The organism is Stutzerimonas kunmingensis (assembly GCF_002929225.1).
In the GTDB taxonomy this organism is placed as follows: domain Bacteria; phylum Pseudomonadota; class Gammaproteobacteria; order Pseudomonadales; family Pseudomonadaceae; genus Stutzerimonas.
The window spans coordinates 184,588-211,272 of sequence record NZ_PISM01000021.1; the positions used below are offsets into that span (position 1 = coordinate 184,588).

Annotated in this window: 28 protein-coding genes; 15 read left to right on the forward strand and 13 right to left on the reverse strand. The window is 62.2% G+C overall.

Going from position 1 to position 26,685, the window contains the following annotated elements; genetic code table 11:
• Window positions 1-44 precede the first annotated feature (44 nt).
• Window positions 45-1,226, forward strand: a complete 1,182-nt coding sequence (purT, locus tag CW305_RS17395; protein WP_046620926.1) for a formate-dependent phosphoribosylglycinamide formyltransferase — start codon at window positions 45-47, stop codon at window positions 1,224-1,226.
• A 30-nt stretch (window positions 1,227-1,256) separates the two neighbouring features.
• On the opposite strand, the gene CW305_RS17400 is transcribed toward purT, so the two are convergent.
• Both CW305_RS17400 and CW305_RS17405 read right to left on the reverse strand, forming a co-directional pair.
• Entirely contained in the window at window positions 1,257-2,543 is a 1,287-nt protein-coding gene (locus CW305_RS17400; protein ID WP_014821243.1) for an HlyC/CorC family transporter, read from the reverse strand.
• A gap of 17 nt (window positions 2,544-2,560) precedes the next feature.
• Window positions 2,561-3,361 (reverse strand): cytochrome C assembly family protein, encoded by an 801-nt coding sequence (locus CW305_RS17405; RefSeq protein ID WP_023444752.1) that lies wholly within the window; start codon window positions 3,359-3,361, stop codon window positions 2,561-2,563.
• 246 nt (window positions 3,362-3,607) lie between these two features.
• Between CW305_RS17405 and ffh the strand changes: the two genes are divergently transcribed.
• From ffh to thrC, 10 genes are all read left to right on the forward strand, one after another.
• Window positions 3,608-4,984, forward strand: a complete 1,377-nt coding sequence (ffh, locus tag CW305_RS17410) for a signal recognition particle protein (protein ID WP_104098510.1) — start codon at window positions 3,608-3,610, stop codon at window positions 4,982-4,984.
• Window positions 4,985-5,187: 203 nt separating this feature from the next.
• A complete protein-coding gene (rpsP, locus tag CW305_RS17415) occupies window positions 5,188-5,439 on the forward strand; it encodes a 30S ribosomal protein S16 (protein ID WP_003293628.1) in 252 nt (83 codons plus the stop codon).
• A gap of 5 nt (window positions 5,440-5,444) precedes the next feature.
• Window positions 5,445-5,981 (forward strand): ribosome maturation factor RimM, encoded by a 537-nt coding sequence (gene rimM, locus CW305_RS17420; protein WP_023444750.1) that lies wholly within the window; start codon window positions 5,445-5,447, stop codon window positions 5,979-5,981.
• A 5-nt stretch (window positions 5,982-5,986) separates the two neighbouring features.
• Window positions 5,987-6,739: a tRNA (guanosine(37)-N1)-methyltransferase TrmD gene (trmD, locus tag CW305_RS17425; RefSeq protein WP_104098511.1), complete on the forward strand. Its 753-nt coding sequence runs from the start codon at window positions 5,987-5,989 to the stop codon at window positions 6,737-6,739.
• 42 nt (window positions 6,740-6,781) lie between these two features.
• On the forward strand, window positions 6,782-7,132 hold the full coding sequence (gene rplS / locus CW305_RS17430) for a 50S ribosomal protein L19 (RefSeq protein ID WP_003303444.1): 351 nt from the start codon (window positions 6,782-6,784) through the stop codon (window positions 7,130-7,132).
• 190 nt (window positions 7,133-7,322) lie between these two features.
• A complete protein-coding gene (xerD, locus tag CW305_RS17435) occupies window positions 7,323-8,219 on the forward strand; it encodes a site-specific tyrosine recombinase XerD (protein ID WP_104098512.1) in 897 nt (298 codons plus the stop codon).
• A gap of 124 nt (window positions 8,220-8,343) precedes the next feature.
• Window positions 8,344-9,069: a thioredoxin fold domain-containing protein gene (locus CW305_RS17440; protein ID WP_041014746.1), complete on the forward strand. Its 726-nt coding sequence runs from the start codon at window positions 8,344-8,346 to the stop codon at window positions 9,067-9,069.
• A gap of 104 nt (window positions 9,070-9,173) precedes the next feature.
• Window positions 9,174-9,689 (forward strand): GFA family protein, encoded by a 516-nt coding sequence (locus tag CW305_RS17445; protein WP_104098513.1) that lies wholly within the window; start codon window positions 9,174-9,176, stop codon window positions 9,687-9,689.
• A gap of 86 nt (window positions 9,690-9,775) precedes the next feature.
• Window positions 9,776-11,080: a homoserine dehydrogenase gene (locus tag CW305_RS17450; RefSeq protein ID WP_104098514.1), complete on the forward strand. Its 1,305-nt coding sequence runs from the start codon at window positions 9,776-9,778 to the stop codon at window positions 11,078-11,080.
• 84 nt (window positions 11,081-11,164) lie between these two features.
• A complete protein-coding gene (gene thrC / locus CW305_RS17455) occupies window positions 11,165-12,574 on the forward strand; it encodes a threonine synthase (RefSeq protein WP_104098515.1) in 1,410 nt (469 codons plus the stop codon).
• Between the two features lie 118 nt (window positions 12,575-12,692).
• On the opposite strand, the gene rnt is transcribed toward thrC, so the two are convergent.
• Both rnt and pyrC read right to left on the reverse strand, forming a co-directional pair.
• On the reverse strand, window positions 12,693-13,367 hold the full coding sequence (rnt, locus tag CW305_RS17460) for a ribonuclease T (protein WP_023444744.1): 675 nt from the start codon (window positions 13,365-13,367) through the stop codon (window positions 12,693-12,695).
• Window positions 13,364-14,407 carry a dihydroorotase gene (gene pyrC, locus CW305_RS17465; protein WP_104098516.1) on the reverse strand — a complete coding sequence of 348 codons (1,044 nt, stop codon included), beginning with the start codon at window positions 14,405-14,407 and terminating at the stop codon, window positions 13,364-13,366. Before pyrC ends, rnt begins: the two co-directional genes overlap by 4 nt.
• Before the next feature lie 164 nt (window positions 14,408-14,571).
• On the opposite strand from pyrC, the gene CW305_RS17470 reads away from it, so the two are divergent.
• From CW305_RS17470 to gloA, 3 genes are all read left to right on the forward strand, one after another.
• A complete protein-coding gene (locus CW305_RS17470) occupies window positions 14,572-15,462 on the forward strand; it encodes a flagellar protein MotY (protein WP_104098517.1) in 891 nt (296 codons plus the stop codon).
• 87 nt (window positions 15,463-15,549) lie between these two features.
• Complete coding sequence (locus CW305_RS17475; RefSeq protein WP_041014740.1) at window positions 15,550-16,767, forward strand: argininosuccinate synthase; 1,218 nt, start codon at window positions 15,550-15,552, stop codon at window positions 16,765-16,767.
• 95 nt (window positions 16,768-16,862) lie between these two features.
• A complete protein-coding gene (gene gloA / locus CW305_RS17480; RefSeq protein WP_003282968.1) occupies window positions 16,863-17,255 on the forward strand; it encodes a lactoylglutathione lyase in 393 nt (130 codons plus the stop codon).
• A gap of 39 nt (window positions 17,256-17,294) precedes the next feature.
• Here gloA and CW305_RS17485 read toward each other — a convergent pair whose 3' ends face one another.
• The 8 genes from CW305_RS17485 to rsxA form a co-directional block, all read right to left on the reverse strand.
• On the reverse strand, window positions 17,295-17,474 hold the full coding sequence (locus tag CW305_RS17485) for a PA3496 family putative envelope integrity protein (RefSeq protein WP_003282969.1): 180 nt from the start codon (window positions 17,472-17,474) through the stop codon (window positions 17,295-17,297).
• A gap of 108 nt (window positions 17,475-17,582) precedes the next feature.
• Window positions 17,583-18,221 (reverse strand): endonuclease III, encoded by a 639-nt coding sequence (nth, locus tag CW305_RS17490; protein ID WP_023444740.1) that lies wholly within the window; start codon window positions 18,219-18,221, stop codon window positions 17,583-17,585.
• Between the two features lie 10 nt (window positions 18,222-18,231).
• Complete coding sequence (locus CW305_RS17495; protein ID WP_104098518.1) at window positions 18,232-18,945, reverse strand: electron transport complex subunit E; 714 nt, start codon at window positions 18,943-18,945, stop codon at window positions 18,232-18,234.
• Window positions 18,942-19,715: an electron transport complex subunit RsxG gene (gene rsxG / locus CW305_RS17500; RefSeq protein WP_104098519.1), complete on the reverse strand. Its 774-nt coding sequence runs from the start codon at window positions 19,713-19,715 to the stop codon at window positions 18,942-18,944. The genes CW305_RS17495 and rsxG overlap by 4 nt, the downstream gene beginning before the upstream one ends.
• A 1-nt stretch (window position 19,716) precedes the next feature.
• Window positions 19,717-20,745 carry an RnfABCDGE type electron transport complex subunit D gene (locus tag CW305_RS17505; protein WP_042926734.1) on the reverse strand — a complete coding sequence of 343 codons (1,029 nt, stop codon included), beginning with the start codon at window positions 20,743-20,745 and terminating at the stop codon, window positions 19,717-19,719.
• A 120-nt stretch (window positions 20,746-20,865) separates the two neighbouring features.
• Window positions 20,866-23,733, reverse strand: a complete 2,868-nt coding sequence (gene rsxC, locus CW305_RS17510; protein ID WP_104098520.1) for an electron transport complex subunit RsxC — start codon at window positions 23,731-23,733, stop codon at window positions 20,866-20,868.
• Complete coding sequence (gene rsxB, locus CW305_RS17515; protein WP_003302265.1) at window positions 23,730-24,305, reverse strand: electron transport complex subunit RsxB; 576 nt, start codon at window positions 24,303-24,305, stop codon at window positions 23,730-23,732. The genes rsxC and rsxB overlap by 4 nt, the downstream gene beginning before the upstream one ends.
• On the reverse strand, window positions 24,302-24,886 hold the full coding sequence (gene rsxA / locus CW305_RS17520) for an electron transport complex subunit RsxA (protein WP_003282096.1): 585 nt from the start codon (window positions 24,884-24,886) through the stop codon (window positions 24,302-24,304). The genes rsxB and rsxA overlap by 4 nt, the downstream gene beginning before the upstream one ends.
• A 222-nt stretch (window positions 24,887-25,108) precedes the next feature.
• On the opposite strand from rsxA, the gene CW305_RS17525 reads away from it, so the two are divergent.
• Entirely contained in the window at window positions 25,109-25,516 is a 408-nt protein-coding gene (locus CW305_RS17525) for a hypothetical protein (RefSeq protein WP_023443972.1), read from the forward strand.
• Between the two features lie 11 nt (window positions 25,517-25,527).
• On the opposite strand, the gene CW305_RS17530 is transcribed toward CW305_RS17525, so the two are convergent.
• Window positions 25,528-26,634 (reverse strand): enoyl-CoA hydratase/isomerase family protein, encoded by a 1,107-nt coding sequence (locus tag CW305_RS17530; protein ID WP_104098521.1) that lies wholly within the window; start codon window positions 26,632-26,634, stop codon window positions 25,528-25,530.
• Window positions 26,635-26,685: the final 51 nt, after the last annotated feature.

Sequence of the window (26,685 nt, forward strand, 5' to 3'; positions counted from 1 at the left end):
GCGCGTGCCGGGTTCGTTTGTATTTCCAGAGTCGCGAGGATTCCATGCCAAGAATAGGTACACCATTGTCTTCCAGCGCTACGCGCGTCCTGCTCTGTGGCTGCGGCGAGCTTGGCAAGGAGCTGGTTATTGAGCTGCAGCGGCTTGGCGTGGAAGTCATAGCGGTCGACCGCTACGCCAATGCACCAGCCATGCAGGTTGCGCACCGCAGCCACGTGGTCGACATGCTCGACGGTGCTGCGCTGCGAGCGTTGATCGAGCAGGAGCGACCGCATTACATCGTGCCGGAGATCGAGGCCATCGCCACCGCTACCCTGGTCGAGCTGGAGGGCGAAGGCTACACCGTGATACCCACGGCCCGGGCCGCGCAGCTGACGATGAATCGCGAAGGCATTCGCCGACTGGCCGCAGAGGAGCTGGGCTTGCCGACTTCACCCTATCGCTTCGCGGATTCGCTGGAGGAGTGTCGCTCGGCGGCGATGACGCTGGGCTTTCCCTGTCTGGTCAAGCCGGTGATGAGCTCGTCCGGCAAGGGGCAGTCGGTGCTGCGCAGCGAAGCCGATATCAATGCCGCCTGGGGTTATGCGCAGGCCGGCGGTCGTGCAGGTCGCGGCCGGGTCATCGTCGAGGGCTTCATCGACTTTGATTATGAAATCACCTTGCTGACGGTGCGCCATGCGGGTGGCACGAGTTTCTGTGAGCCGGTCGGCCACCGCCAGGAGAAGGGCGACTATCAAGAGTCATGGCAGCCGCAGCCGATGGCGCCGGCGGCGATGGCCGAGGCGAAGCGCATTGCACTGGCGGTCACCGAGGCGCTTGGTGGGCGGGGCATCTTTGGCGTCGAGTTGTTCGTCAAAGGCGATCAGGTCTGGTTCTGCGAAATCTCCCCGCGTCCTCACGATACCGGCCTTGTGACACTGGTTTCGCAGGACCTTTCCGAGTTCGCGCTGCATGCGCGGGCCATTCTCGGCCTGCCGATTCCGAGCATCCGCCAGATGGGCTCGGCGGCTTCAGCGGTGATTCTGGTAGAAGGTGAATCCACCGAAGTGAGCTTCGGCAATCTCGCTGCTGCGCTTGCAGAACCGGATACCGCGCTGCGTCTGTTCGGCAAGCCCGGTGTAAGCGGCCAACGGCGCATGGGGGTCGCGCTGGCGCGGGACGTATCCATCGATGCGGCGAGAGAAAAGGCGTTGCGTGCAGCTGCCGCGGTGAAAGTGGAGCTGTGAGGCTGGCGGGCCGGCTTGCTGCCGCCCCGATTACTCGGGTTGCTGCTCGTCCGAGGATGTGTCGTCGATGGTCCAGGCGCGTACGCTTTTCACGCGGTTATCGGCCGCTTGCAGGATTTCCAGCCGGTAGTTGCCGATCTGCAAGCAGATGCCGCTATCCGGCATGTGCTCAAGGGCCTCGGTGATGAGGCCGTTGAGCGTCTTGGGGCCGTCGCAAGGCAACTTCCACCCGAGGGCCCGGTTTACCTCGCGAATGTAGGCGGCGCCATCGATCACCAGCGTGCCGTCGTCCTGCGGGTGAATATCCGGGCTGCGCAGTACGTCCTGATTGCTGAACTCGCCGACGATCTCTTCGAGGATGTCCTCAAGCGTGACGATGCCGCGGACGTCGCCGTATTCGTCGACCACGATGCCGATCCGTCGCTTCTGCTTCTGGAAGTTCAGCAGCTGGGTGGAAAGCGGAGTATTTTCCGGTACGAAATAGGGTTCGTTACAGGCTTCGAGCAGGCTTTCCTTGGTTAGCTGGTCATGACTGAGCAGGCGGGCAATCTGTCGCATATGGACGATGCCTTCGATCTGGTTGATGTCGTTGCGAAACACCGGCAGGCGAGTATGTGGCGTGGTGCGCAGCTGACCGATGATCGATTCCAGATCGTCATCGAGATCGATCCCGGTAACCTCGTTGCGCGGGATCATGATGTCGTCGACAGTGACCCGCTCCAGGTCGAGAATGCCGAGCAACATGCTCTGGCGATTCAGCGGCAGGTCGGTGCCGGATTCGCGTACGACGCTGCGTAGCTCCTCGGTGGACAGGCTGTCGTTGCCCTTGTTGGACAGGTCGACGCCAAGCAACTTGAGCAGTCCGTTGCTTACCCAGCCGAGCATGGCAACCAGAGGATAAAGCACCTTCTGCAGCAGCTTCAGCGGTAGGCTGACCGGGTAGGCGACAATCTCCGGGCGTAGTGCGGCCAGGGTTTTCGGCGTGATTTCGCCGAAGATCAGCAAGATGATGGTCAGGCCGATGGTGGCAATCGCGATCCCAGCTTCGCCCCATAGCTGCATCGCGAGCACGGTAGCGATGGATGAGGCCAGGATGTTGACGAAGTTGTTGCCAACCAGAATGGTGCCCAGCAGGCGGTCAGGATGGGCCAGCAGTTCGCTGGCGCGCTGCGCGCCTCGATGCCCTTCCTTGGCCTGATGCCTGAGGCGGTAGCGGTTGAGGCTGAGCATGCCGGTTTCGGAACTGGAGAAGAACGCCGAGCACAGCAGCAGAAAGACCAGCAGTCCGACCAGAAAGCCGGGGTGTAGATTTTCCACGGGTTAGCCTGTTTGCGTCAGATGTGCAGGATGAATTCGCGGACGAGCTTGCTGCCGAAATACGCCAGCATCAGCAGGCAGAAACCGACCAGTGTCCAGCGGATGGCCTTGTAGCCGCGCCAGCCAAGCTGGTGGCGCCCCCACAGCAGCAGGCCGAAGACGATCCAGGCAACCACCGAAAGGAGTGTCTTGTGGACCAGGTGCTGCGCAAAAAGGTCATCAAGAAACAGCCAGCCGGAAAGCAGTGAGGCGGACAGAAGCAGCCAACCTGCCCAGAGAAAGCCGAACAACAGGCTTTCCATCGTCTGCAGAGGCGGGAAGTTGCGGATCAGGCCCGAGGGATGCTTGTGCTTGAGGTGATGATCCTGCAGCAGCAGCAACAAGGCCTGGAAGACCGCAATGGTCAGCATGCCGTAGGCCAGGATCGACAGCAGGATATGCGCGAGTATGCCCGGCTCCTCGGCAATCGCAGGTGCAGTGCCGGATGGGGCGAACTGGGCGAAGAGTACCGTCAGGCAGCCCAGTGGAAAGAGCAGCAGCAGCAGGTTTTCCACTGGCATCCGATGCAGCGCCAGTAGTATCAGCAGGATGACAGCGGCGGCAATCAGGCTTGAGGCGGTGAAGAAGTCCAAGTGCAGGCCGCTTGGTGATATCAGCTGGATGAAAAGGCTGATCCCATGGGCAAGCAGAGCGAGCAGTCCGACTGTCAGCAGCAGACGTCTGTCCGGCACGGCGCGTTGTGCCAGACGCAAACTTTGATAACCCGTGGCGCCGGCATACAGAGCCGCGGCGGCAAGGCTGGGTAGCAGAGGGTGCATAAGTTCCGGTAACGGGCTCGAAAGGTCGTGAGTGTGGCACAAAGACCCGAGGCGCAAAAGCGGTGGCCGGGTTACGGATCGTCACGGCGTGCGATGCGCCGCATGCTGCGCCATCCATCCCTGGCTTCGGGTCGCGCGGCGGCTGGCGCGGTCAGGTAAATACGAAAAGCCGTGCAGTCGGGGTACCGGCCTGACGCCCGCACCTTCTATAATCTCGCCCTTCAGCACCCCAGCGTGGAATGGCTCATGTTCGAAAACCTAACCGACCGCCTCTCACAAACGCTTCGCCACGTCACCGGCAAGGCGAAGCTGACCGAGGACAACATCAAGGACACGCTGCGTGAAGTGCGGATGGCGCTGCTTGAGGCCGACGTCGCACTGCCGGTGGTCAAGGAGTTCGTCAATCGGGTCAAGGAGCGCGCTGTTGGCACCGAGGTCTCGAAGAGCCTGACTCCGGGTCAGGCGTTCGTGAAGATCGTTCGCGCAGAGCTGGAAGAGTTGATGGGCGCGGCCAACGAGGACCTGGTGCTTCAGGTCACTCCGCCGGCCGTGGTGCTGATGGCCGGCCTGCAGGGGGCGGGTAAGACCACCACCGTGGGGAAGCTGGCGCGCTTCCTCAAGGAGCGCAAGAAGAAGAGCGTGCTGGTGGTTTCGGCTGACGTCTATCGTCCGGCTGCGATCAAGCAGCTCGAAACCCTGGCTGGCGAAGTGGGTGTGACCTTCTTCCCTTCCGATATCAGCCAGAAGCCGGTGGAGATCGCCCAGGCGGCCATCCGTGAAGCCAAGCTCAATTTCATTGATGTGGTGCTGGTGGATACTGCCGGTCGTCTGGCCGTAGATGCCGAGATGATGGCCGAGATCCAGGCTGTACACGCCGCGATCAATCCTGCCGAAACGCTGTTCGTGGTCGATGCCATGACGGGCCAGGACGCGGCAAATACCGCCAAGGCGTTCGGCGAAGCACTGCCGCTGACCGGTGTGGTGTTGACCAAGGTGGATGGCGATGCGCGTGGTGGTGCCGCGCTTTCGGTGCGGCACGTGACCGGGAAGCCGATCAAGTTCCTCGGCATGGGCGAGAAGAGTGACGCCCTTGAACCTTTCCATCCGGATCGTATTGCCTCGCGCATCCTCGGCATGGGCGATGTGCTCAGCCTTATCGAGCAGGCCGAGCAGACCCTTGATCGCGAGAAGGCCGAGAAGCTCACCAAGAAGCTCAAGAAGGGCAAAGGGTTCGATCTCGAGGACTTCCGCGATCAGCTGCAGCAGATGAAGAACATGGGCGGCCTCGGTGGCTTGATGGACAAGCTGCCATCCATAGGTGGCGTCAACCTGTCGCAGATGGGGCATGCTCAGGGCGCAGCGGAGAAGCAGTTCATGCAGATGGAGGCGATCATCAACTCGATGACGCCTGCCGAGCGACGCAATCCTGACATCATCAGTGGATCGCGCAAGCGCCGTATCGCCATGGGGTCAGGTACTCAGGTGCAGGATATCGGCCGGCTGATCAAGCAGCACAAGCAGATGCAGAAGATGATGAAAAAGGTCACCGGCAAGGGTGGCATGACCAAGATGATGCGCGGCATGGGCGGCATGTTCCCAGGCGGCGGTATGCCGAAGTTCTAGAAAGTGTCTTGTCGCGGCGCTGAGTCGCGACGTAATGCGGTCTGCAGCCTGATGCCGGGTATCGCCTAGCTCCGGCTGAGACCTTTAGTAAAAGAGTTTGCAAAATCCCCGGCATTCCTTAAAATGTGCGGCCTTTCGGGCCTAGGCCCATTTTAAGTGTGTGCCTTAAGTAAGTTAGCACCGACTACAGGAACGATGTTCACATGGTAACTATTCGTCTCGCCCGTGGCGGCTCCAAGAAGCGCCCTTTCTACCACCTGACCGTGACCAACAGCCGCAACCCGCGTGATGGTCGCTTCGTCGAGCGCATCGGTTTCTTCAACCCGATCGCCACTGGTGCGGAAGTGAAGCTTTCTGTAAACCAGGAGCGCGCTACTTACTGGCTGAGCCAGGGCGCACAGCCGTCTGAGCGCGTTGCTCAGCTGCTGAAGGAAGCTGCCAAGGCCGCTGCCTGAATCTCATGAACGCAACGTCTGCTCCGGTCGATGACCTGGTTGTCATCGGCAAGATCGTTTCGGTGCATGGCGTGCGCGGTGACGTAAAGGTCTACTCCTTTACTGATCCGATCGACAACCTGCTGAACTATCGACGCTGGACGCTGAGGCGAGGCGACGAGGTGAAGCAGGTCGAGTTGGTCAAGGGGCGCCTCCAGGGAAAGATCCTGGTGGCAACGCTGAGTGGGTTGGATGATCGCGAAGTTGCGCGTACCTACGCCGATTTCGAGATATGCATCCCGCGTAGCGAACTGCCCGCCTTGGACGACGGTGAGTACTACTGGTATCAGCTTCAGGGCTTGAAGGTCATCAATCAGGCTGAGCAGTTGCTTGGTCAGATCGATCACCTGCTTGAAACCGGAGCCAACGACGTGATGGTCGTGAAGCCTTGTGCTGAAAGCCTGGACGATCGCGAACGTCTGTTGCCTTACACCGATCAATGCGTGTTGAAGATCGATCTGGTAGCGGGCGAGATGCAGGTCGATTGGGACGCGGATTTCTGAACGGCATGTCCGCTTTGCGCGTCGAGGTCATCAGCCTTTTCCCGGATATGTTCGCAGCGATATGTGACTACGGGATTACCAGTCGTGCCGTGAAGCAGGGGTTGTTGCAGGTGAGCTGCTGGAACCCCAGAAGCTACACCGAAGACCGCCACCAAACAGTGGACGACCGCCCATTCGGCGGTGGCCCCGGCATGGTGATGAAGATCAAGCCGCTCGAGCTTGCCTTGGCTGACGCCAAACAGGCTGCGGGTGAGACGGCGAAGGTGATCTACCTCTCGCCGCAGGGGCGCCAGCTGAAACAGGCTGATGTCCGCGAGATGGCAAAAGAGGATGCGCTTATCCTGATTGCCGGTCGCTACGAAGGTATTGATGAGCGCTTCATCGAAGCGCATGTCGATGAGGAATGGTCGATTGGTGATTACGTGTTGTCCGGTGGCGAGTTGCCGGCAATGGTGCTGATCGACGCCGTGACGAGGCTGCTTCCGGGTGCCCTGGGTCATGCTGGTTCCGCCGAGGAGGATTCGTTCACCGACGGCCTGCTCGACTGTCCGCACTACACGCGTCCTGAGGTGTATGCGGGTAAATGTGTTCCTGATGTGCTGCTCAGCGGCAACCACGAACACATCCGACGCTGGCGCTTGCAGCAGTCCCTTGGAAGGACCTGGGAGCGCCGCGCCGATCTTCTGGATAGCCGCTCGCTTTCTGGAGAAGAACAGAAGCTGCTGGCGGAATACATCCGCCAGCGGGACGATAGTTAACGTATCGATGGCAACCCACAGGGTTGACCTTAGGAGCACAGCATGACCAACAAGATCATTCAGCAGCTCGAAGCCGAGCAGATGAACAAAGAAATCCCGCCGTTCGCACCGGGCGACACCGTTATCGTTCAGGTGAAGGTGAAGGAAGGCGAGCGTCAGCGTCTGCAGGCCTTCGAAGGCGTCGTGATTGGCAAGCGCAACCGCGGTCTGAACAGTGCTTTCACCGTTCGCAAGATCTCCAACGGTGTAGGCGTCGAGCGTACTTTCCAGAGCTACAGCCCGATGGTCGACAGCATCAGCGTCAAGCGTCGCGGTGACGTGCGCAAGGCCAAGCTGTACTACCTCCGCGCGCTGTCCGGCAAGGCCGCTCGCATCAAGGAAAAGCTGGTCTAAGACCGCGGTTCCGCAAAAAAGCAGCCCTCGGGCTGCTTTTTTCGTTTCTAGGGCCTGCTGATCCCGGCGGAGCGAGACTGGTGCCTGCGATTGGGGCGGCGATCGGATGAAGAGATTCCGATTCGTTTGCGCTCTGGCCGCGTCGGGACGCCTGTGGAAAACTGTTGCACCCCTTCTGATTGAAGCTGTCATGCCTGCACTCGACGACCCCATCATCGACCGTTACCTCGATGCGCTCTGGCTGGAAAAAGGGCTGGCGGACAATAGCCGCGAGGCCTACCGCAGCGACCTCGCATTGTTCAACGGCTGGCTGGAGGAGCGAGGCGTTCGACTTGCCACCGCCGGGCGCGAGATCATTCTCGATCACCTCGCATGGCGTCTGAACAATGGTTACAAGGCGCGCTCCACGGCGCGCTTTCTGTCAGGCTTACGGGGCTTTTATCGCTACCTGTTACGCGAGGGCGAGATCGCCGGCGATCCGACGTTGCGCGTGGATCTGCCACTGCTTGGACGTCCCTTGCCGAAAGCACTGTCCGAAGCCGATGTAGAGGCATTGCTGACGGCGCCAGATATTGGAGAGCCGTTAGGTCTGCGTGATCGCGCCATGCTCGAGGTGCTTTATGCCTGCGGGTTGCGGGTTACCGAGTTGATCAGCCTGACGCTCGAGCAGGTCAGCATGCGCCAGGGCGTCGTGCGAACGTTCGGCAAAGGCAATAAAGAGCGTCTTGTGCCGCTTGGCGATGAAGCTTTGCACTGGCTGGAGCGTTATCAGCGCGATGGTCGTGAACTCTTGCTCTCGGGCAAGGCCAGTGATGTACTGTTTCCCAGTCAGCGCGGTGGCCAGATGACACGCCAGACCTTCTGGCACCGGATCAAGCTGTACGCGAAGGTCGCTGGTGTCGCCGCATCGATTTCACCGCATACCTTGCGCCACGCTTTCGCCACGCACTTGCTCAACCATGGCGCGGATCTGCGCACCGTCCAGATGTTGCTTGGTCACAGCGACCTGTCGACCACTCAGATCTACACCCACATTGCGCGAGCGCGGTTGCAGGAGTTGCATGCGGCGCACCATCCACGCGGCTAGGGCAGAGCGCCGGCGCTGGTAGGCCGTGGTCTCGGCGGCGGCCCAGAGAAGCAGCTAGCAGTTTGTACGGCATGGCTATGATAGGCTTTGCGCCTTTCCCCGATTGTCGCTGCCAGGAGTTTCCATGGGCGTGATTCGTATGTTCGCTGCCGCCGTTGCAGGTCTGGCCAGCGTTGTTGTAATGGCCGCCGATCCGGATCAGGCGATTCGCCAGTCTTTGCAGAAGATCCAGCCGGACATGCCCATCGAGGCTATTGCCGAGAGCCCGATGCCCGGGGTTTATCAGGTTCAGCTGGAGGGCGGGCGGCAGCTGTATGCCAGCGCTGATGGGCAGTTCGTCATCCAGGGCTATCTCTACCAGTTCAAGGATGGTCAGGCCGTCAACCTGACCGAGCAGGCTCAAAGCAAGTCGGTGGCCAAGCAGATCAACTCGATCCCGGCCAGCGAGATGGTGGTGTTCGCGCCCAAGGAACCCAAGACCCATATCACCGTATTTACCGATACTGACTGTGGCTACTGCCAGAAGCTGCACAGCGAGGTTTCGCAGTTGAACCGCCTCGGCGTTGAGGTTCGCTATGTCGCGTTTCCTCGGCAGGGCATGGGTAGCCATGGGGCCAATACCCTGACCAGCGTGTGGTGCGCCAAGGATCGCCAGGACGCCATGAACAAGGCCAAGGCGCGTGAAGATCTGCCCACAGCCAGCTGCGAGACGCCTATCGAAAAGCAGTATCAGCTTGGCCAGATGATCGGCGTACAGGGCACGCCTGCCATCATTCTCGCCAACGGTCAGATGATTCCCGGCTATCAGCCGGCGGCCCAATTAGCAGAAGTTGCGCTCGCTGCCGAGTAATACGTTGAGGCCATTGGTCCGATTCATTCGGGCTGATTGCCGATAGTGGAACTGGCTGGCCTGATGCGTTCAAAACCCTAAGGGTCTGAATGAGGAGGGTCGTGATGAAGCTCGAAGGTTCCTGTCACTGTCAGGCTGTGCGGTTCAGCCTTGAATCCGCGCAGCCGTATCCTTTCATGCGCTGCTACTGCTCGATCTGTCGCAAGACAGCGGGTGGCGGCGGCTACGCGATCAATCTTGGTGGTGACTATCGAAGCCTGCAGGTCGAGGGGAGGGAGCATCTTGGCGTCTACCAGGCGCGTATCACCGATGCCGAGACTGGCGAGGTAAAGATCAGTGATGGTCGCCGCCACTTCTGTCGACACTGCGCCAGTGCGTTGTGGTTGTGGGATCCGAACTGGCCCGAGCTGGTGCATCCCTTCGCATCGGCGATCGACACCGATCTGCCCGTCCCGCCGGAGCACACGCATCTGATGCTCGACTCCAAGGCCAGTTGGGTAGAGCCGCAAGTACAGGGGCATGATCGCTGTTTTGCCGAATACCCGGATGAGTCGCTCGCGCAATGGCATCAGCGGTTGGAGCTTGACGATGGGGGCGCGCCCGCCGCAAGGCGAGGCTGATTGACTAAAAGCTGCTCCCTTCGTAATGTGCGACTCTTTTGTCGACCGGCAGGTCCGGTCGTCTCGCTGTGAATGGGGAGTTCAGCTTGAAACCGGTGAAAGTTGGCATCTGTGGGCTGGGAACCGTCGGTGGCGGTACCTTCAATGTGCTCAAACGCAACGCCGAGGAGATTGCCCGCCGTGCCGGGCGCGGAATCGAGGTTGCGCAGATTGCCACCCGGCACCCGAATCCCAAGTGCGATACCGGTACGACAGCCATCACGGCGGACATCTTCGATGTCGTGAACAACCCCGAAATCGACATCGTCGTCGAGCTGATCGGCGGTTATACCCTGGCCAAGGAACTCGTCCTCAAGGCCATCGAGAACGGCAAGCATGTGGTCACCGCCAACAAGGCGCTGATCGCCGTGCATGGCAACGAAATCTTCGCCAAGGCCTGCGAGAAGGGCGTAATCGTCGCCTTCGAAGCCTCGGTCGCGGGTGGTATTCCGGTCATCAAGGCGATTCGTGAAGGCTTGGCCGGTAACCGCATCAACTGGCTGGCGGGAATCATCAACGGCACCGGCAACTTCATCCTCACCGAGATGCGTGAAAAGGGGCGCACCTTCGAGGACGTTCTCAAGGAAGCCCAGGAGCTCGGCTACGCCGAGGCCGACCCGACCTTCGACGTCGAGGGCATCGATGCCGCGCACAAGCTGACGATTCTAGCGTCCATCGCTTTCGGGATCCCGCTGCAGTTCGACAAGGCTTACACCGAGGGCATCGCGCGCCTGACCACGGCTGATGTGAATTACGCCGAAGCGCTGGGCTATCGCATCAAGCACCTGGGCGTCGCCCGCCGCACCGATGCTGGCATCGAACTGCGCGTTCATCCGACACTGATTCCGGCCGACCGCCTGATCGCCAACGTCAATGGCGTGATGAATGCGGTCATGGTCAATGGCGATGCCGTCGGCAGCACGCTCTACTACGGCGCTGGTGCAGGCATGGAGCCGACCGCTTCGGCAGTCGTGGCCGACCTCGTGGATGTGACCCGGGCTCTAACCACCGATCCGAACAATCGCGTGCCGCATCTGGCGTTCCAGCCCGAGTCGCTGTCCGATCATCCAATTCTGCCGATCAGTGCCTGCGAGAGCGCCTACTACCTGCGCATCCAGGCCAAGGACCATCCGGGCGTGCTGGCTCAGGTGGCAACCATTCTCTCCGAGCGTGGCATCAACATCGAGTCGATCATGCAGAAGGAGGCCGAAGTCCAGGACGGTCTGGTTCCTGTGATTCTGGTGACCCATCGAGTGGTCGAGCAGCGTATCGACGATGCTATCGCTGCGTTGGAAGCCCTCGATGATGTGGCGGACAAGGTCGTGCGCATTCGCGTCGAACAGCTCAACTAACCAAGCCGCAGGCCGCAGCTGCAGGCACGGAACTGCCTGATACCTGCAGCGCCAGCCTGCCGCTCGAACCGAAGGTTTGAACAAATGCGCTACATCAGCACTCGCGGCCAGGCGCCGGCCCTGAACTTCGAAGACGTCCTGCTGGCCGGCCTGGCCAGCGATGGCGGCCTGTACGTGCCGGAGAACCTGCCGCGGTTCACCGTGGAAGAAATTGCCTCCTGGGCCGGCCTGCCGTATCACGAGCTGGCCTTTCGGGTCATGCGCCCGTTCGTTGCCGGCAGCATTCCGGACGCCGACTTCAAGCGAATCCTCGAAGAAACCTATGGCGTCTTCGCCCATAGCGCCATCGCCCCGCTGCGTCAGCTGAACGGCAACGAGTGGGTGCTGGAGCTGTTTCACGGCCCAACCCTGGCGTTCAAGGATTTCGCCTTGCAGCTGCTCGGTCGTCTGCTCGATCACGTGCTGGCCAAGCGTGGCGAGCGCGTGGTGATCATGGGCGCCACCTCCGGTGATACCGGTTCGGCGGCCATCGAAGGCTGCAAGGCCTGCGACAACGTCGACATCTTCATCATGCACCCGCACAACCGCGTATCCGAGGTGCAGCGCCGGCAGATGACCACCATCCTCGGCGACAACATTCACAACATCGCCATCGAAGGCAACTTCGACGACTGCCAGGAGATGGTCAAGGCCAGCTTTGCCGACCAGGGTTTCCTCAAGGGCACCCGTCTGGTGGCAGTCAACTCGATCAACTGGGCGCGGATCATGGCCCAGATCGTCTACTACTTCCACGCTGCGCTGCAGCTCGGCGGTCCGGCGCGCTCCGTGGCGTTCTCAGTGCCGACCGGCAATTTCGGCGACATCTTTGCCGGCTATCTGGCGCGCAACATGGGCCTGCCGATCAACCAGCTGATCGTTGCCACCAACCGCAACGACATCCTGCATCGCTTCATGTCCGGCAACCGCTACGACAAGGACACCCTGCACGCGTCGCTGTCGCCGTCGATGGACATCATGGTGTCGTCGAACTTCGAGCGTCTGCTGTTCGACCTGCATGGTCGCAATGGCAAGGCCGTGGCCGAATTGCTGGATGGTTTCCGTGCCAGCGGCAAGCTGTCGGTGGAAGAGGAACGCTGGGCCGAAGCGCGCAAGCTGTTCGATTCGCTGGCCGTGGATGACGAGCAGACCTGCGCCACCATCGCTCAGGTCTTCAAGGAAACCGGCGAGGTGCTCGATCCGCATACGGCTATCGGTGTGCATGCCGCACGCGAATGCCGTCGCAGCCTGAGCATCCCGATGGTGACACTGGGCACCGCGCACCCGGTGAAATTCCCGGATGCGGTGGAGATGGCGGGTATTGGCCAGGCACTTGCCCTGCCGGCGCATCTGGCTGATCTGTTCGAACGCAGCGAGCGTTGCACGGTGCTGCCGAACGAACTGAAGGCCGTTCAGGCCTTCGTTGGCCAGCACGGCAACCGGGGCAAGCCGCTGTAACGCTGCGGTAATACAAAAAAGGCCAGTCGCATGACTGGCCTTTTTTCGTTTAAAGCGTCGATCTCGACTGCTGGCATTGCAAAGCGGGCCTTCGCCCCGATGCGCCGTATCCCGGACGTTACTCGTCGAACTCTTCCCAACCGCCCATTTCCCGCCAACGATTGACGATGCCGCAGAACAGCTCGGCGGTCTTCTCGGTGTCGTACCGGGCTGAGTGCGCCTCGCGGCCGTCGAAGTCGATCCCGGCGGCCTGGCAGGCCTTGGCCAGCACAGTCTGGCCGTAGGCAAGGCCAGCGAGGGTGGCGGTGTCGAAGCTGGAGAAGGGGTGGAACGGGTTGCGCTTGATCTCGCAACGAGCGATCGCTGCGTTGAGAAAGCCCAGGTCGAAGCTGCTGTTATGACCGACCAGAATCGCGCGCTTGCAGCCGGCGGATTTCACCGCTTTGCGCACGCTGCGAAAGATATCGGTCAGGGCCTGCGATTCGGGCACGGCCATGCGCAGCGGATGGTCGAGTTTGATGCCGGTGAACTCCAGCGCGGCTGCCTCGATGTTGGCGCCAGCGAAAGGCTCCACGCGGTAGAACAAGGTGTCCTGCGGGTACAGCAGGCCTTGCTCGTCCATGCCGATGGTCACGGCCGCAATTTCCAGCAGCGCATCCGTTGCGCTGTTGAAGCCGCCGCACTCGACATCGATCACCACTGGCAGGAAACCACGGAAACGCCGCGCCATCGGCGAGCGGGGTTTGCCCGGCAGGTGCTCTTCGAGCTCGTCTTCGAAGTGTTCTTCGCTCATGCGTTCGTCTCCAGACGCCAGTGCAGTCGTTCCCCGGCACGCAGCGGCACGACGACCTGCTCACCGAATGGCAGATTGGCCGGCACGTTCCACTCCTCGCGCACCAGGGTGATCTGCGTGGTGTTGCGCGGCAGACCGTAGAAATCCGGACCGAAGTGACTGGCAAAGGGTTCCAGTTTGTCCAGCGCCTGCCGCTGCTCGAAGGCTTCGGCGTACAGCTCGATGGCCGCATGCGCGGTATAGCACCCAGCACAACCGCAGGCAGCTTCCTTGGCGTGCTGTGCGTGGGGGGCCGAGTCGGTGCCGAGGAAGAACTTCGGGCTGCCGCTGGTGGCGGCATCCAGCAGGGCTTCCTGGTGAACGTTGCGCTTGAGCACTGGCAGGCAGAACAAATGCGGACGAATGCCGCCGACCAGCATGTGGTTGCGGTTGTACAGCAGATGGTGCGCGGTGATGGTGGCGCCGACGTTGGTGCCTGCCGCCTGGACGAACTGCACGGCGTCACGGGTGGTGATGTGCTCGAACACCACTTTCAGGGTTGGGAAGCGCGCGGTGACGCGACTCAACTGCTCGTCGATGAAGTGTTTCTCACGATCGAAGATATCGATCTCGCTGCGCGTGACCTCGCCGTGGACCAGCAAAGGCAGGCCGACCTCCGCCATGGTTTCCAGCACGCCGAAGATGTTGTCGATGGCGGTCACGCCGGAAGCGGAGTTGGTGGTCGCGCCTGCCGGATATAGCTTGGCGGCATGCACGAAGCCGCTGTCCTTGGCCTGGCGGATATCGTCAGAACTGGTGCTGTCGGTGAGATAGAGCACCATCAATGGCGCGAAATCACTGCCGGTCGGCCGAGCCGCCAGGATGCGCTGGCGATAGGCTTCGGCCTCGTCGGCATTGCGTACCGGTGGCACCAGGTTCGGCATGATGATGGCGCGGGCGAACTGGCGAGCAGCATCCGCGACGGTGTGAGGCAGGGCGGCGCCGTCGCGCAGGTGGATGTGCCAGTCGTCGGGGCGCAGCAGGGTGAGTCGGTCGGACATGCAGGGGTTTCCAGGCGGGTGAAACGTGCGCGAATGCTACCGGAAAAGCCCGGAGACGGCATCTTGCCTTCGTCTGCCAGGCTTGGGCACTGACCGTGACACGCTCAAGTTTGCCGGTCGGGCACCGATACCTAGAAGGAATACGCATCCTCTCGGAGTTCATCGTGCGCCTGCGCCCCCTCGTACTGTTGTGCCTGCTCGCTTCACCGGCCAACGCCCTGACATTCCAGACGCGGCTGGAACGGGTGCAATGGCAGGTGGAGGGCGATCAGTTCGAGTGCCGACTGACCCAGCCTATCGCCGGTTTCGGCAGCGGCGAGTTCGTCAGGCGTGCCGGCGAACAGGCGGTCTTTCGTCTGCACTCGCCGGAGCGCTGGCTTGGCGCCGGCTCGGCGACACTGCTCGCTGCAGCGGCGCCTTGGCAACCGTCGCGCAGTGATATCAATCTCGGCGTGGTCACCGTGAGTGGTGGCGATATTCCGTTCAACAGCACCCAGCTACAGGCCGGGCGCCTGCTCAGCGGCTTGCTCGAAGGGCGTAGCCCGGTGGTTCGGCATCGCACCATGCACGGCGGCGATACCCTGGAGATTCGCCTGTTGCCGGCGCGCTTCGGCAAGGCTTACGAGGACTACCGCGCCTGTACGGCCAAGCTGCTGCCAGTCAATTTCGATCAGGTGCGCCAGTCGCAGATCGGTTTCCCGAGCAGCGATGTGGTGCTGGACGCTCAGGGGCGCGCCAGGCTCGATGTCGTTCTGCAGTACATGCGCGCCGATCCCAGTGTGAATCGCATCGAACTGGATGGCCACTCGGACAACAGCGGCAATCGCCTGCTCAATCGGGATCTGTCGCGCCGTCGCGCACTGGCGGTTCAGGAGTATCTGGTCGCCAACGGCATAGCGCTGGAGCAGATCACCCTGCGCTTCCATGGCGAGCGCTATCCGCTGGTGGCCAACAGCAGCGAGGCCAATCGCGCGAAGAATCGGCGTGTCACCTTGCGCCTGGTGCGAGAAGCGGCGCCTCCTGCCCCCTCGGCTCCCGCCGCCCCGTCGTCTTGATTGCCGCCGCAGCGGCGCGCCCCTGTAAAAGCCAGCCCATGACCGGTAGAATCGCAGGCTTTCCGTACAACCCGTGGAGCTGATGGCATGGCGGACGTTAAGAAGGTAGTTCTGGCCTATTCCGGTGGCCTGGACACCTCGGTGATTCTGAAGTGGCTGCAAGACACCTATAACTGTGAAGTGGTGACCTTCACCGCCGACCTCGGCCAGGGCGAAGAAGTCGAGCCAGCGCGCACCAAGGCGCAGGCTCTGGGCGTCAAGGAAATCTACATCGATGACCTGCGCGAAGAGTTCGTGCGCGACTTCGTCTTCCCCATGTTCCGTGCCAACACCGTTTACGAAGGCGAGTACCTGCTGGGTACCTCCATCGCCCGTCCGCTGATCGCCAAGCGCCTGATCGAGATCGCCAACGAGACTGGTGCCGATGCCATCTCCCACGGTGCCACCGGCAAGGGTAACGACCAGGTGCGCTTCGAGCTGGGCGCCTATGCGCTGAAGCCGGGTGTCAAGGTGATCGCTCCCTGGCGCGAGTGGGATCTGCTGTCGCGCGAGAAGCTGATGGACTACGCCGAGAAGCATGCCATCCCGATCGAGCGCCACGGCAAGAAGAAGTCGCCTTACTCCATGGATGCCAACCTGCTGCACATCTCCTACGAGGGCGGTGTGCTGGAAGACACCTGGACCGAGCACGAAGAAGACATGTGGCGCTGGACCAAGTCGCCGGAAGCGGCGCCGGACACCCCCACCTACATCGAGCTGACCTACCGCAAGGGCGACATCGTCGCCATCGATGGCAAGGACATGACTCCAGCTCAGGTCCTGGCCGAGCTGAACCGCATCGGCGGCGAGAACGGCATCGGCCGCCTCGACATCGTCGAGAACCGCTATGTCGGCATGAAGTCCCGCGGCTGCTATGAGACGCCCGGCGGCACCATCATGCTCAAGGCCCACCGCGCCATCGAGTCGATCACCCTCGACCGCGAGGTCGCGCACCTGAAAGACGAGCTGATGCCCAAGTACGCCAGCCTGATCTACAACGGCTACTGGTGGAGTCCCGAGCGCAGCATGCTGCAGCAGATGATCGACGCTTCCCAGGTCAACGTGAACGGCGTCGTGCGCCTGAAGCTGTACAAGGGCAACGTCATCGTCGTCGGCCGCAAGTCCGACGATTCGCTGTTCGACGCCAACATTGCGACCTTCGAAGAGGATGGCGGCGCCTACAACCAGGCGGACGCCGGGGGCTTCATCAAGCTCAACGCCCTGCGCATGCGCATCGCTGCCGGCAAGGGCCGCACCCAGTTCTGATAAGCTGGCGCGCCTGAGCCAACCGACCCCGGCCATGTGCCGGGGTTGTACTTTCTGCACTGCCACAAGCGCTGCCGAACGAGGAGACCTGAATCATGAGACTGCTGCATACCATGCTGCGTGTCGGCGATATGGAAAAGTCCATCGCCTTCTATACCGAAGTGCTGGGCATGACCCTGCTGCGCCGCAAAGACTATCCGGACGGCAAATTCACGCTCGCCTTCGTCGGTTACGGCGACGAGGCGCACAACAGCGTCATCGAGCTGACCCACAACTGGGGTGTCGAGACCTACGAGCTGGGTAATGGCTACGGCCACATCGCCCTGGAAGTGGAAGATGTCTACAAGGCCTGCGAGGACATCCGTGCCCGTGGCGGCAAGATCACCCGGGAGCCGGGGCCGATGATGCACGGTTCGAGCATTCTGGCCTTCGTTGAAGACCCGGATGGCTACAAGATAGAACTGTTATCGCCGAAGCGCGCTGACTGATCGGTAGATATGAAAAAGCCCCTTTCGGGGCTTTTTCTTTTATAGATCGAAGTCGAAGTCGTTCAACTGTTTCTGCAGGCGGCGTTCCTCCAGCAGGTTGTCGATGATTCGGCGCTTGGTCAGATTGGTCTTGGCGACCTCGACGGGAGCTTCGCTGCTCTCATCGTCATCTTCGGCGATGAAATCGTCTTCGATCTGAATGTCTTCTTTCTCGGCCACTTGTTCACTCCAAGGCTACGGGGCGCTCTTGGCGCACCTTATAGCCGCAAATCGGGAGCCGGTAAAAAAGTTTTTTTCAATCGCGATGCAAGCTTTTCGCTAGCGCACTCAATCGTCCGAAGTCTTGTGCCTGTATTCGCAGAGATCCTCGATCCGACAGCTGCCGCATAGTGGTTTGCGCGCCTTGCAGACATAGCGTCCGTGCAGGATCAGCCAGTGGTGTGCGTCGAGCAGATAATCCTTCGGTACGAAACGAACCAGCTTGCGTTCGACCTCCAGAACGTTCTTGCCTGGGGCGATGCCGGTGCGGTTGCTGACCCGGAAGATGTGCGTGTCCACCGCCATGGTGAATTGGCGGAATGCCGTGTTCAGTACCACGTTGGCGGTCTTGCGGCCCACCCCGGGGAGGGCTTCCAGATCCTCGCGATTGTCCGGCACCTGGCCGCCATGCTTCTCGATCAGGATGCGACAGGTCTCGATGACGTTCTTCGCCTTGCTCGGATACAGGCCGATGGTGCGGATGTACTCGCACAGGCCGTCGTAGCCGAGGGCGTAGATCGCCTCCGGGGTGTTGGCCACGGGGTAGAGCCTGGCAGTGGCCTTGTTCACGCCGACATCGGTGGCCTGGGCCGAGAGGATCACGGCGATCAGCAGCTCGAAGGGCGTGCTGTAGGCCAGCTCGGTCTTCGGCTCGGGGTTGTCTTCATGCAAGCGCCGGAAGATTTCCCGACGTTTTTCGGCATTCATCGGAACGGGCTCACTCGATCACACCGGTTACGCGTACGCGGCGGCTGGTGGCCGGTGCAGCGGGCTGGGTGGCGCGGGCACGTTCGGCAAGCTGCTGGTCGATCCGGTTCTTCAGCGCAATCAGCAGGCCGAGCACGATGAAGGCACCAGGCGGCAGAATCGCCAACAGGAAGCCCTTGTAGTCGCTGAACAGAGTGATCTGCCAGTCAGCGGCGATCGGGCTGAACAGCAGGTGCATGTTGGCGAACAGCGCACCGGTGCCGAACAGTTCGCGCAGGCCGCCGAGCACCACCAGAACCAGACAGAAGCCGATGCCCATGACCAGACCGTCGAAGCCTGCGATCAGTGGATTGTGTTTGGCGGCGAACCCGTCGGCGCGTCCAAGGATGACGCAGTTGGTGGTGATCAGCGGGATGAAGATGCCGAGGATCTGGTACAGCTCGTAGGTGAAGGCCTGCATCAGTAGCTCAATGCAGGTGGTCAGCGCGGCGATGATCATCACGAATGCCGGCAGACGCACCGCGGTGTTGACCACGCCGCGCACCAGCGATACGCCGATGTTCGAACAGGTCAGCACCAGCATCGTCGCCAGGCCGAGTCCGAGTGCGTTGACCGCCGAGTTGCTGACGCCGAGCAGCGGACAGAGCCCGAGCAGCTGGACCAGCGCCGGGTTGTTCTTCCACAGTCCGTTGACGGTCAGTTCGCGATAGCTGGGTGCGCTCATGGCTGATCCCCTTGCGGCTCGGCTTCAGGCTCGTTGGTTTGCAGCTCGTCGCGGGTGGCGGCACTTCCGGCGCGTGAGTGGACGGTGGCTCCGGCGGGCTCGGTGCGGTTTTCCAAGGCGTCGCCGACGGCCCCGGTCGTCTCGCCGCCGGTTGCCAGCAGCTCGGCCTTGTGCGCATCGAAGTACTGCAAGGCGTGGTGCACGGCGCCGACCACGGCGCGGGGGGTGATGGTGGCGCCGGCGAACTGGTCGAACTCGCCGCGATCCTTCTTCACTGCCCAGCCTTCGGCCTCGGGGCTGCTCAGCGACTTGCCTTCGAAACTGCGAATCCAAGGACTTTTCGCCAGTTCGATCTTGTCGCCCAGTCCTGGCGTTTCACGATGACCGATGACGCGGACACCGGCGACCCGGCCGTCGGCGTGGATGCCCACCAGCAGGTGAATCGCGCCGCTGTAGCCATCCGGCGCGATGGCCTGGAGGATCACGGCGCTTGGCCGGCCATCCTTGATGGCGACATAGGCGGGCAGAGGGCTCTTGTTGCCGAGCAAGCGGTCCTGGATCGGCACGCTGTCGTCGAGCAGGTGATTGTCATAACTGCCTGCGGGCAGAATTTCACCCAGTGCGCGAACCTGTGCGGCGCGTTCGGCGGCCTGGATGCGTTCGGCGGTTCCCTGCTGAAGCAGCGTCACCGCGCCTACGGTGACAATTGCGAACAAGCCCAGCACCGCGGCGTTCTTCAGCATGGAACGGCTGATTTCCGGAAGCATCATGTCATTCGCCCAGCTTGAAGCCGCGCTCGGCCTTGCGGTGGCCGTAGGTGCGCGGGCGGGTGTAGTAATCGATAGTGGGTGCCGCCAGGTTCATCAGCAATACGCCGAAGGCCACGCCATCCGGATAGCCGCCCCAGGCGCGGATGACGTAGACCAGAATGCCGACGCCAACACCGAAGATGAGACGCCCGAGCGGGCTGGTGGCGCTGCTGACCGGATCGGTGACGATGAAGAACGCGCCGAGCATGGTGGCGCCGCTGAGCAGATGGAACAGCGGCGAGCCGTTGCTATCGGAGCCCGAGCCATTCCAGAACACCAGACTCATCACCACCAGCGCGGCGAGCATGCCCACTGGCGCATGCCAGCTGAACAGCCTTTTGTGCAGCAGGAACAGGCCGCCGGCCAGGAAAGCCAGGTTCACCACCTCCGAACCGATACCGCCAAAGTGGCCGAACGCCGGATTGCTCCACAGCTCGTCGATGGTCAGGCTTTTGTTCACCTTCAGTACGTCGAGGGCCGTGGCCTGGGTCCAGCCATCGGGCAGCGAGGCGATCCCGAGGATGTGCTGCAGGCCGGCACCCAGCCCGACGCTGTGCGGCACAGGCCAGGTTGTCATTTCGACCGGGAAGGAAATCAGCACCACCACGTAGCCGATCATCGCCGGGTTGAAGGGGTTCTGGCCGAGGCCGCCATACAGCTGTTTGCCGAAGACCACCGCGCAACCAGTGGCAATCAGTGTCAGCCACCAGGGTGAGTAGGGCGGCAGCGCGAGGGCCAGCAACACAGCGGTAACCAGCACGCTGCCATCGCGGAGAAAGAAGCCTACCGGACGCTGGCGCAGCTTCAGAATCGCTGCTTCGAAACCAAGAGCGGCCGCGCAGGCCCAGGCCATGTTGATCAACGTACCGGCGCCGTAAAGCCAGGTCAGCACGATCACGCCGGGCAGGGTAGCCGCGAGCACCAGCAGCATGACGCGCTGGGTACGGCTGGGGCCCTTGGCATGGGGCGAAGTGATGCGGGGCAGGGCCATTGGCTCTCCGGTTCTAGCGCGTTGACTGGGTGCAGGCAGGGGAGCCTACGCCTTGTGTCCGTTCTATGTGTTGGTGTTTCACCCAGGCGACGAAGGTTGCTGCCGTCTCGAGCCGTGGGTTCATGAGTCCTGATATTCCGCCATCTGGCGTTCCGCCTCGCTCAACCGTGCGCGGGCAGCGTCTATTGCAGCGGACTCTGCGTTCTCGTCGCGCTCAAGCTTGCGCAGATCGGCTCGGGCAAAGGCGAGCTCGGTCTTGAGCGCTCGCTGGCGATCATCGACTCCCGGCTTGCTGGTCCGTACCAGCTCGGGCGCGGGTTTATGCGAAGCATCCTCGGCAGCGTGCAGCGCTTGCTCCGCTGCGCTCAGCGCATCACGCAGACGGCTGAGCTCCGGTTCTTCGGCGCCGGCTTTCTCGGCTTTCTTGAGTTCGGCGCGCTTCATCGCCAGTTCGATCTTGGCTTTCTTCAGCGCATCGTCAGCGGCTGGCTTCGCATCCGGTGTTGGCGCCGAATTCTGCGCGGCACTGAGGTCCTGCTCTGCTTCATGCAGCTGCTGGCGCAGGCGGGCGAGTTCGGCTTGCCGGTCGTCGTCCGGCGTTTCGACCTTCTCCAACTTGCGGATCTGCGCCTTGAGCATCGCAGCTTCGATCTTGGCTTTTTTCAGTGCTTCGTCATCGGCCGGCTTGGTGGTGGGAGCGGGCGCTGCACTCTGCGCGGCGGTCAGCGCCTGTTCGGCGTCGTGCAGCTGCTGGCGCAGGCGGGCGAGTTCGGCTTGTTGGTCGTCGTCCGGTGCTTCGATCTTCTCCAGCTTGCGAATCTGCGCCTTGAGCATCGCAGCTTCGATCTTGGCTTTTTTCAGTGCTTCGTCATCGGCCGGCTTGGTGGTGGGAGCGGGCGCTGCACTCTGCGCGGCGGTCAGCGCCTGTTCGGCGTCGTGCAGCTGCTGGCGCAGGCGGGCGAGTTCGGCTTGTTGGTCGTCGTCCGGTGCTTCGATCTTCTCCAGCTTGCGAATCTGCGCCTTGAGCATCGCAGCTTCGATCTTGGCTTTTTTCAGTGCTTCGTCATCGGCCGGCTTGGTGGTGGGAGCGGGCGCTGCACTCTGCGCGGCGGTCAGCGCCTGTTCGGCGTCGTGCAGCTGCTGGCGCAGGCGGGCGAGTTCGGCTTGCTGATCGTCATCGGGTGCTTCGATCTTCTCCAGCTTGCGAATCTGTGCCTTGAGCATGGCGGCTTCGATCTTGGCTTTTTTCGCAACGGCATCGTCTGGCCCTGGCGCAGTGGCGGGCGGAGCGGAGTCCGCCTGCATGGCGGCATCCAACGCACGCTGCGCGGCCTCGGCGGCGTTGCGCAGATCGGCAACCTGGGCTTCCAGCTCGGCAGTGGCATGGGTGGCCAGCTGCTTCTCGGCTTTCTTCAGGGCGACCTGGGCCATGCTGGCCTCGATCTTAAGTTTCTTCTGCGTTTCGGAAAGGCTGGTCTTCTGTGCCGGGGCCGCCGTCTCGGCTGTGGTCGCGGTCGGGCTGCTCTCGCTTTGCGCCGCCTTGGCGCGTGCAGCACGTTCGGCACGGGCCTTGCGCTCGGCTTCCTTCTGTTCTTCGGCGCGCCGTAGACGTTCCTGGCGAAGCTCGAAGCGCTGTTTGGAGTGCTCGGCCTTCTGCTGCTTCTGCTCCAGCTCGCGGATCTCACCCTTGGCAGCGCGGTAATACTGCACCAGGGGGATGTTGGAGGGGCAGACGTAGGCGCAGGCGCCGCACTCGATGCAGTCGAACAGGTTATGGGACTTGAGCTGCTCATGCTCCTGGCCGAGGGCAAAGAAATGCAGCTGCTGCGGTAGCAGGCTGACCGGGCAGGCCTCTGCGCACTCTCCGCAACGGATGCACGGCAGAGCGGGCGGCGGTGGCGGCAGCTCTTCCAGCGTGCTCGCCAGCAGGCAGTTGGTGGTCTTGACCACCGGCACCTCAAGGGATGGCAGGCTGAAGCCCATCATCGGGCCGCCCATGATCAGACGGTTGAGCCTGTGCTGATCGAGACCGGCGAAGGCCAGCAGTTCATCCACGGGGGTGCCGATCAGCACCTCGACGTTCATCGGCCGCGCCAGCGCCTCGCCGGTCAGGGTGGTGATGCGCGAGATCAACGGCTTGCCGAGGAGCACGGCGTCGTGGATGGCGACGCAGGTTCCAACGTTCTGGCAGAGCATGCCGATATCCGCCGGCAAGCCGCCACTCGGCACCTCTTCTCCGGTGAGAATCTGGATCAGCTGCTTTTCGCCGCCGGATGGATACTTGGTCGGGAAGACCTTCAACGTGAAGGGGCGCTCGCCGATGGCAGCCCGCACTGCGGCGATCGCTTCGGGCTTGTTGTCCTCGATGCCGATCAGTACCTCTTGCGGCTGAATCAGTTGCGCGAGTATCTCGATCCCCGCGACCAGCTCGGCCGCCTTTTCACGCATCAGCAGGTCATCGGCGGTGATGTAGGGCTCGCACTCGGTGCCATTGATGATCAGCGTTCGGATCGTCTGGGTCGGCGGGGGGCTGAGCTTCACGGCGGTGGGGAAGCCCGCGCCGCCGAGGCCGCTGATGCCGGCCTGGCGAATCAGCTCGAGCAGGGCAGGGCGCTCGAGCTCACGGTAATCCGGCTGCGGATGCAGGTCGATCCATTTGTCTTCGCCATCGCTGTCGATGACGATCGCGTTGGCGAGCATGCCTGATACGTGCGGGTAGGGCTGCGGGCCGATGAAGCTGACCACTCCCGAGGTAGGAGCATGCAGCGGCGCGCTGACAAACCCGCTGGCGACAGCGATCTGCTGACCTTTGAGTACCTGTTCGCCAAGAGTGACGCAGGGCTCGGCCGGCGCTCCGAGGTGCTGCGTCAGTGGCAGGACCAGGCGCTTGGGCAGCGGGGTCGGCTGGATCGGGGTGCGGTTGGACAGATCCTTGTGTTCCGGTGGATGAATGCCGCCGTGGATGTCCCAGATCTTCAGTGCGGTCATGCGGCCTGCTCCCGATCAGTTGCGATCAGCTGGCCGGGCGCCAGCGGCCGGTTCCATTTCCAGCTCTGCAGGTTGCTGCCGACTTCGATCATGTCGATGCAGTCCACCGGGCAGGGTTCGACACACAGGTCGCAGCCGGTGCACTCGGAAATGATCACGGTGTGCATCTGCCGCGCGGCACCGACGATGGCGTCAACCGGGCAGGCCTGGATGCACTTGGTGCAGCCGATGCACTCGGCTTCACGGATGTAGGCGACCATCTGCGGCTTTTCGCCACCCTCGGCATCCAGCGGCTCCGCCTCGACATCGAGCAGATCGGCCAGGGCCTGGATGGTCGCTTCGCCGCCCGGTGGGCACTTGTTGATCTTGTCGCCGCCGGCAATGGCTTCGGCGTAGGGTTTGCAGCCCGGATAACCGCACTGACCACATTGGGTCTGGGGTAGCAGGGCATTGATCTGCTCGGCGATCGGATCGCCTTCGACACGAAAGCGCACAGCGGCGAAACCGAGGATGGCGCCGCCGAGCAGGCACAGGGCGAGCAGGGCGAGGATCGCGATGACGACTGCGCTCATAGCTTGATCAGCCCGGTGAAGCCCATGAATGCCAGCGACATCAGGCCGGCGGTGACCATGCCGATCGCCGCGCCCTGGAACGACTTCGGCACGTCGGCAATGGCGATGCGCTCGCGCATGGCGGCGAACAGTACGAGCACCAGGGAAAAGCCCAGCCCTGCGGCGAAGCCGTTGACGGTGGCGGTAAGAAAGGTGAATTCGGCCTTGTTGGCATTGAGCAGCGCCACGCCGAGCACGATGCAGTTGGTGGTGATCAGCGGCAGAAAGATGCCGAGTACGCGGTACAGCAGCGGACTGGTCTTGTTCACCACCATCTCGGTGAACTGAACGGTCACCGCGATCACCAGAATGAAACTGATGGTGCGTAGAAACTCGAGGTCCAGCGGCTTGAGCACATACTGCTGGACGAGGTAGCTGCACATGGCAGCAAGCGTCAGCACGAAGGTGGTGGCCAGCGACAGGCCGATGGCGGTCTCGATCTTCTTCGAGACGCCCATGAACGGGCACAGACCGAGGAACTGCACCAGCACGAAATTGTTGACCAGGATGGCGCTAACCATGATCAGGGCGAGTTCGGTCATCTAGGGTCTATTCCCGTTCCGTCCGCTCTGCGAGAGCCGTGGGGCTAAAGGGCCGCTATTATCGGGAAGCAGCGGCAGCCATACAAGGTGCGGCGGCCCGTCGCGGTCCTCGCGCGACGCATGACGTCGTGTCAGAGCTGCCGGTTGTCCGCTGTTTCTGCAGCTGTCTCACGGTTGTGGTCTGATGAATCGAAGCCTGTGACGCCATCGGAGGTGGTTTCCATGAGCATTCGTTCTTCACTGCTTATTCTGCTCTGTTTCGGCCTGGGCATGAGCCTGCAGGCCCATGCGGAGCGGCGAGACGGCGTCTGGGGCTTCCAGGCGGAGAGTCCGCGCTACTACAACCCGGGGCCGCGACACTATGACCGGGACTATCGTCAGCATAACCGTCCGCATCAATACGACCCGCGAAGCCCTTATTCCCACTATCCGCAGTACCCGCGCAACCTGCCGCCGCGTTATCAGAGTCAGCTTCCGCCGCAATACTACGACCGCCATCGCGGCTTCGAACGACGTGGCTACTGGCGTCAGGAACATCGCCAGCAGCGTCCGCCGTTGATCAGGGATGGGCGCGATCATCGGCTACGGCCGCATTACGATAGGGGCGGCCGCCAGCACTACTATCGGTGATGAGAGGGCATTCAGGCCAGGCCGGTCAGTGGATGATCCCCTTCCCAGGTCGGCTCGAAGTGCGCCTCGACCACCGCTGGCGGAACGTGGAGGGCGTCCGGCCAATGCCAGCCTGGCCTATTGTCCTTGTCGATCAGGCGGGCACGGACGCCTTCGGCGAACTCTGGGTGGCGACAGCAATTCAGGCTTAGTGCGTACTCCATCTGCAATGCCTGGCCCAGCGACAGCTTCCGGCCTTTCTCCTGCTGTCGCCAGGCGAGATGGGCGCTCAGTGGGCATCCGTCGCGCAGGCCGCGTGCGGCCTGCGCGATTACCTCGTCAGAATCATCCTGCAACGCGGCCAAGGCCTGCCATGCATGCGCGAGCTCAGCCACGTCCAGCAGTTCATCGATCCGTTCTCGTCGTGGCAGCAACCTGGGTGCGGGCAGCTGTGCAGTGGCGTGCCTGGACAAAGCCCGCAACAGACTGTGCAGCTGGCTGTGCGCCTGGTCCTGCCAGTTGATCTGGACCAGTCCCTCGATGAGTTCGGGCTGTTGCTCGTCCATCAGGCAGCGGTCGGCAAGACCGATGTCCAGTGCATCGCGGGCATTCACCCGCGTGCCGGTGAGGCCCAGAAACAGACCCAGCTTGCCAGCCAGGCGAGGAAGGAACCAGCTCGCGCCGACATCCGTATGCAGGCCGATGGCGACTTCCGGCATCGCCAGCCAACTATCCGGTGTAACGATGCGGATCGTCGCGCTCTGCAGGAGCCCCATACCGCCGCCCATCACGTAGCCATGGCCCCAGCAGATCAGCGGCTTCGGGTAATGGTGCAGCAGGTGGACGAGGCGGTACTCGTCGGCAAAGAAACGCTCGGCCAAGGCCGGCACCGTTCCGGGCTCGCCTCGGCAGGCCTCTGCAAGGCGGCGTACGTCGCCACCGGCGCAGAACGCCTTGGCACCGTTCCCGCGTAACAGCACGCAGGCGACTGCCGGCTCGTTGGCCCAGCGGCCAAGCTGGTCAAGCAGTGCGTCGATCATCGGCAGGCTCAGGGCGTTGAGTTGCTGCGCGGCGTCCAGGGTGACAATGGCTATTCGCATGCCATGCAGGGCGGGGCGTTCTTCGAAGGTGACGTGCATGTAATCCTCGGCGCCGGATTGGTGGGCAGGTCCTGTAAGGCTGCGTTTGGT

Bases quoted from the DNA above. Each gene is read 5' to 3' on its own strand.
- trmD (WP_104098511.1), top strand. From the start codon at position 5,987: ATGTCCGCTTTGCGCGTCGAGGTCATCAGCCTTTTCCCGGATATGTTC.
- CW305_RS17495 (WP_104098518.1), bottom strand. From the start codon at position 18,945: ATGAGCGCACCCAGCTATCGCGAACTGACCGTCAACGGACTGTGGAAG.
- gloA (WP_003282968.1), top strand. From the start codon at position 16,863: ATGAGACTGCTGCATACCATGCTGCGTGTCGGCGATATGGAAAAGTCC.
- thrC (WP_104098515.1), top strand. From the start codon at position 11,165: ATGCGCTACATCAGCACTCGCGGCCAGGCGCCGGCCCTGAACTTCGAA.
- rpsP (WP_003293628.1), top strand. From the start codon at position 5,188: ATGGTAACTATTCGTCTCGCCCGTGGCGGCTCCAAGAAGCGCCCTTTC.
- rsxA (WP_003282096.1), bottom strand. From the start codon at position 24,886: ATGACCGAACTCGCCCTGATCATGGTTAGCGCCATCCTGGTCAACAAT.
- CW305_RS17475 (WP_041014740.1), top strand. From the start codon at position 15,550: ATGGCGGACGTTAAGAAGGTAGTTCTGGCCTATTCCGGTGGCCTGGAC.
- rsxG (WP_104098519.1), bottom strand. From the start codon at position 19,715: ATGATGCTTCCGGAAATCAGCCGTTCCATGCTGAAGAACGCCGCGGTG.
- rplS (WP_003303444.1), top strand. From the start codon at position 6,782: ATGACCAACAAGATCATTCAGCAGCTCGAAGCCGAGCAGATGAACAAA.
- nth (WP_023444740.1), bottom strand. From the start codon at position 18,221: ATGAATGCCGAAAAACGTCGGGAAATCTTCCGGCGCTTGCATGAAGAC.
- pyrC (WP_104098516.1), bottom strand. From the start codon at position 14,407: ATGTCCGACCGACTCACCCTGCTGCGCCCCGACGACTGGCACATCCAC.
- CW305_RS17530 (WP_104098521.1), bottom strand. From the start codon at position 26,634: ATGCACGTCACCTTCGAAGAACGCCCCGCCCTGCATGGCATGCGAATA.
- CW305_RS17440 (WP_041014746.1), top strand. From the start codon at position 8,344: ATGGGCGTGATTCGTATGTTCGCTGCCGCCGTTGCAGGTCTGGCCAGC.
- xerD (WP_104098512.1), top strand. From the start codon at position 7,323: ATGCCTGCACTCGACGACCCCATCATCGACCGTTACCTCGATGCGCTC.
- purT (WP_046620926.1), top strand. From the start codon at position 45: ATGCCAAGAATAGGTACACCATTGTCTTCCAGCGCTACGCGCGTCCTG.
- rsxB (WP_003302265.1), bottom strand. From the start codon at position 24,305: ATGAGCGCAGTCGTCATCGCGATCCTCGCCCTGCTCGCCCTGTGCCTG.
- CW305_RS17525 (WP_023443972.1), top strand. From the start codon at position 25,109: ATGAGCATTCGTTCTTCACTGCTTATTCTGCTCTGTTTCGGCCTGGGC.
- rnt (WP_023444744.1), bottom strand. From the start codon at position 13,367: ATGAGCGAAGAACACTTCGAAGACGAGCTCGAAGAGCACCTGCCGGGC.
- CW305_RS17405 (WP_023444752.1), bottom strand. From the start codon at position 3,361: ATGCACCCTCTGCTACCCAGCCTTGCCGCCGCGGCTCTGTATGCCGGC.
- rsxC (WP_104098520.1), bottom strand. From the start codon at position 23,733: ATGACCGCACTGAAGATCTGGGACATCCACGGCGGCATTCATCCACCG.
- ffh (WP_104098510.1), top strand. From the start codon at position 3,608: ATGTTCGAAAACCTAACCGACCGCCTCTCACAAACGCTTCGCCACGTC.
- rimM (WP_023444750.1), top strand. From the start codon at position 5,445: ATGAACGCAACGTCTGCTCCGGTCGATGACCTGGTTGTCATCGGCAAG.
- CW305_RS17445 (WP_104098513.1), top strand. From the start codon at position 9,174: ATGAAGCTCGAAGGTTCCTGTCACTGTCAGGCTGTGCGGTTCAGCCTT.
- CW305_RS17505 (WP_042926734.1), bottom strand. From the start codon at position 20,745: ATGGCCCTGCCCCGCATCACTTCGCCCCATGCCAAGGGCCCCAGCCGT.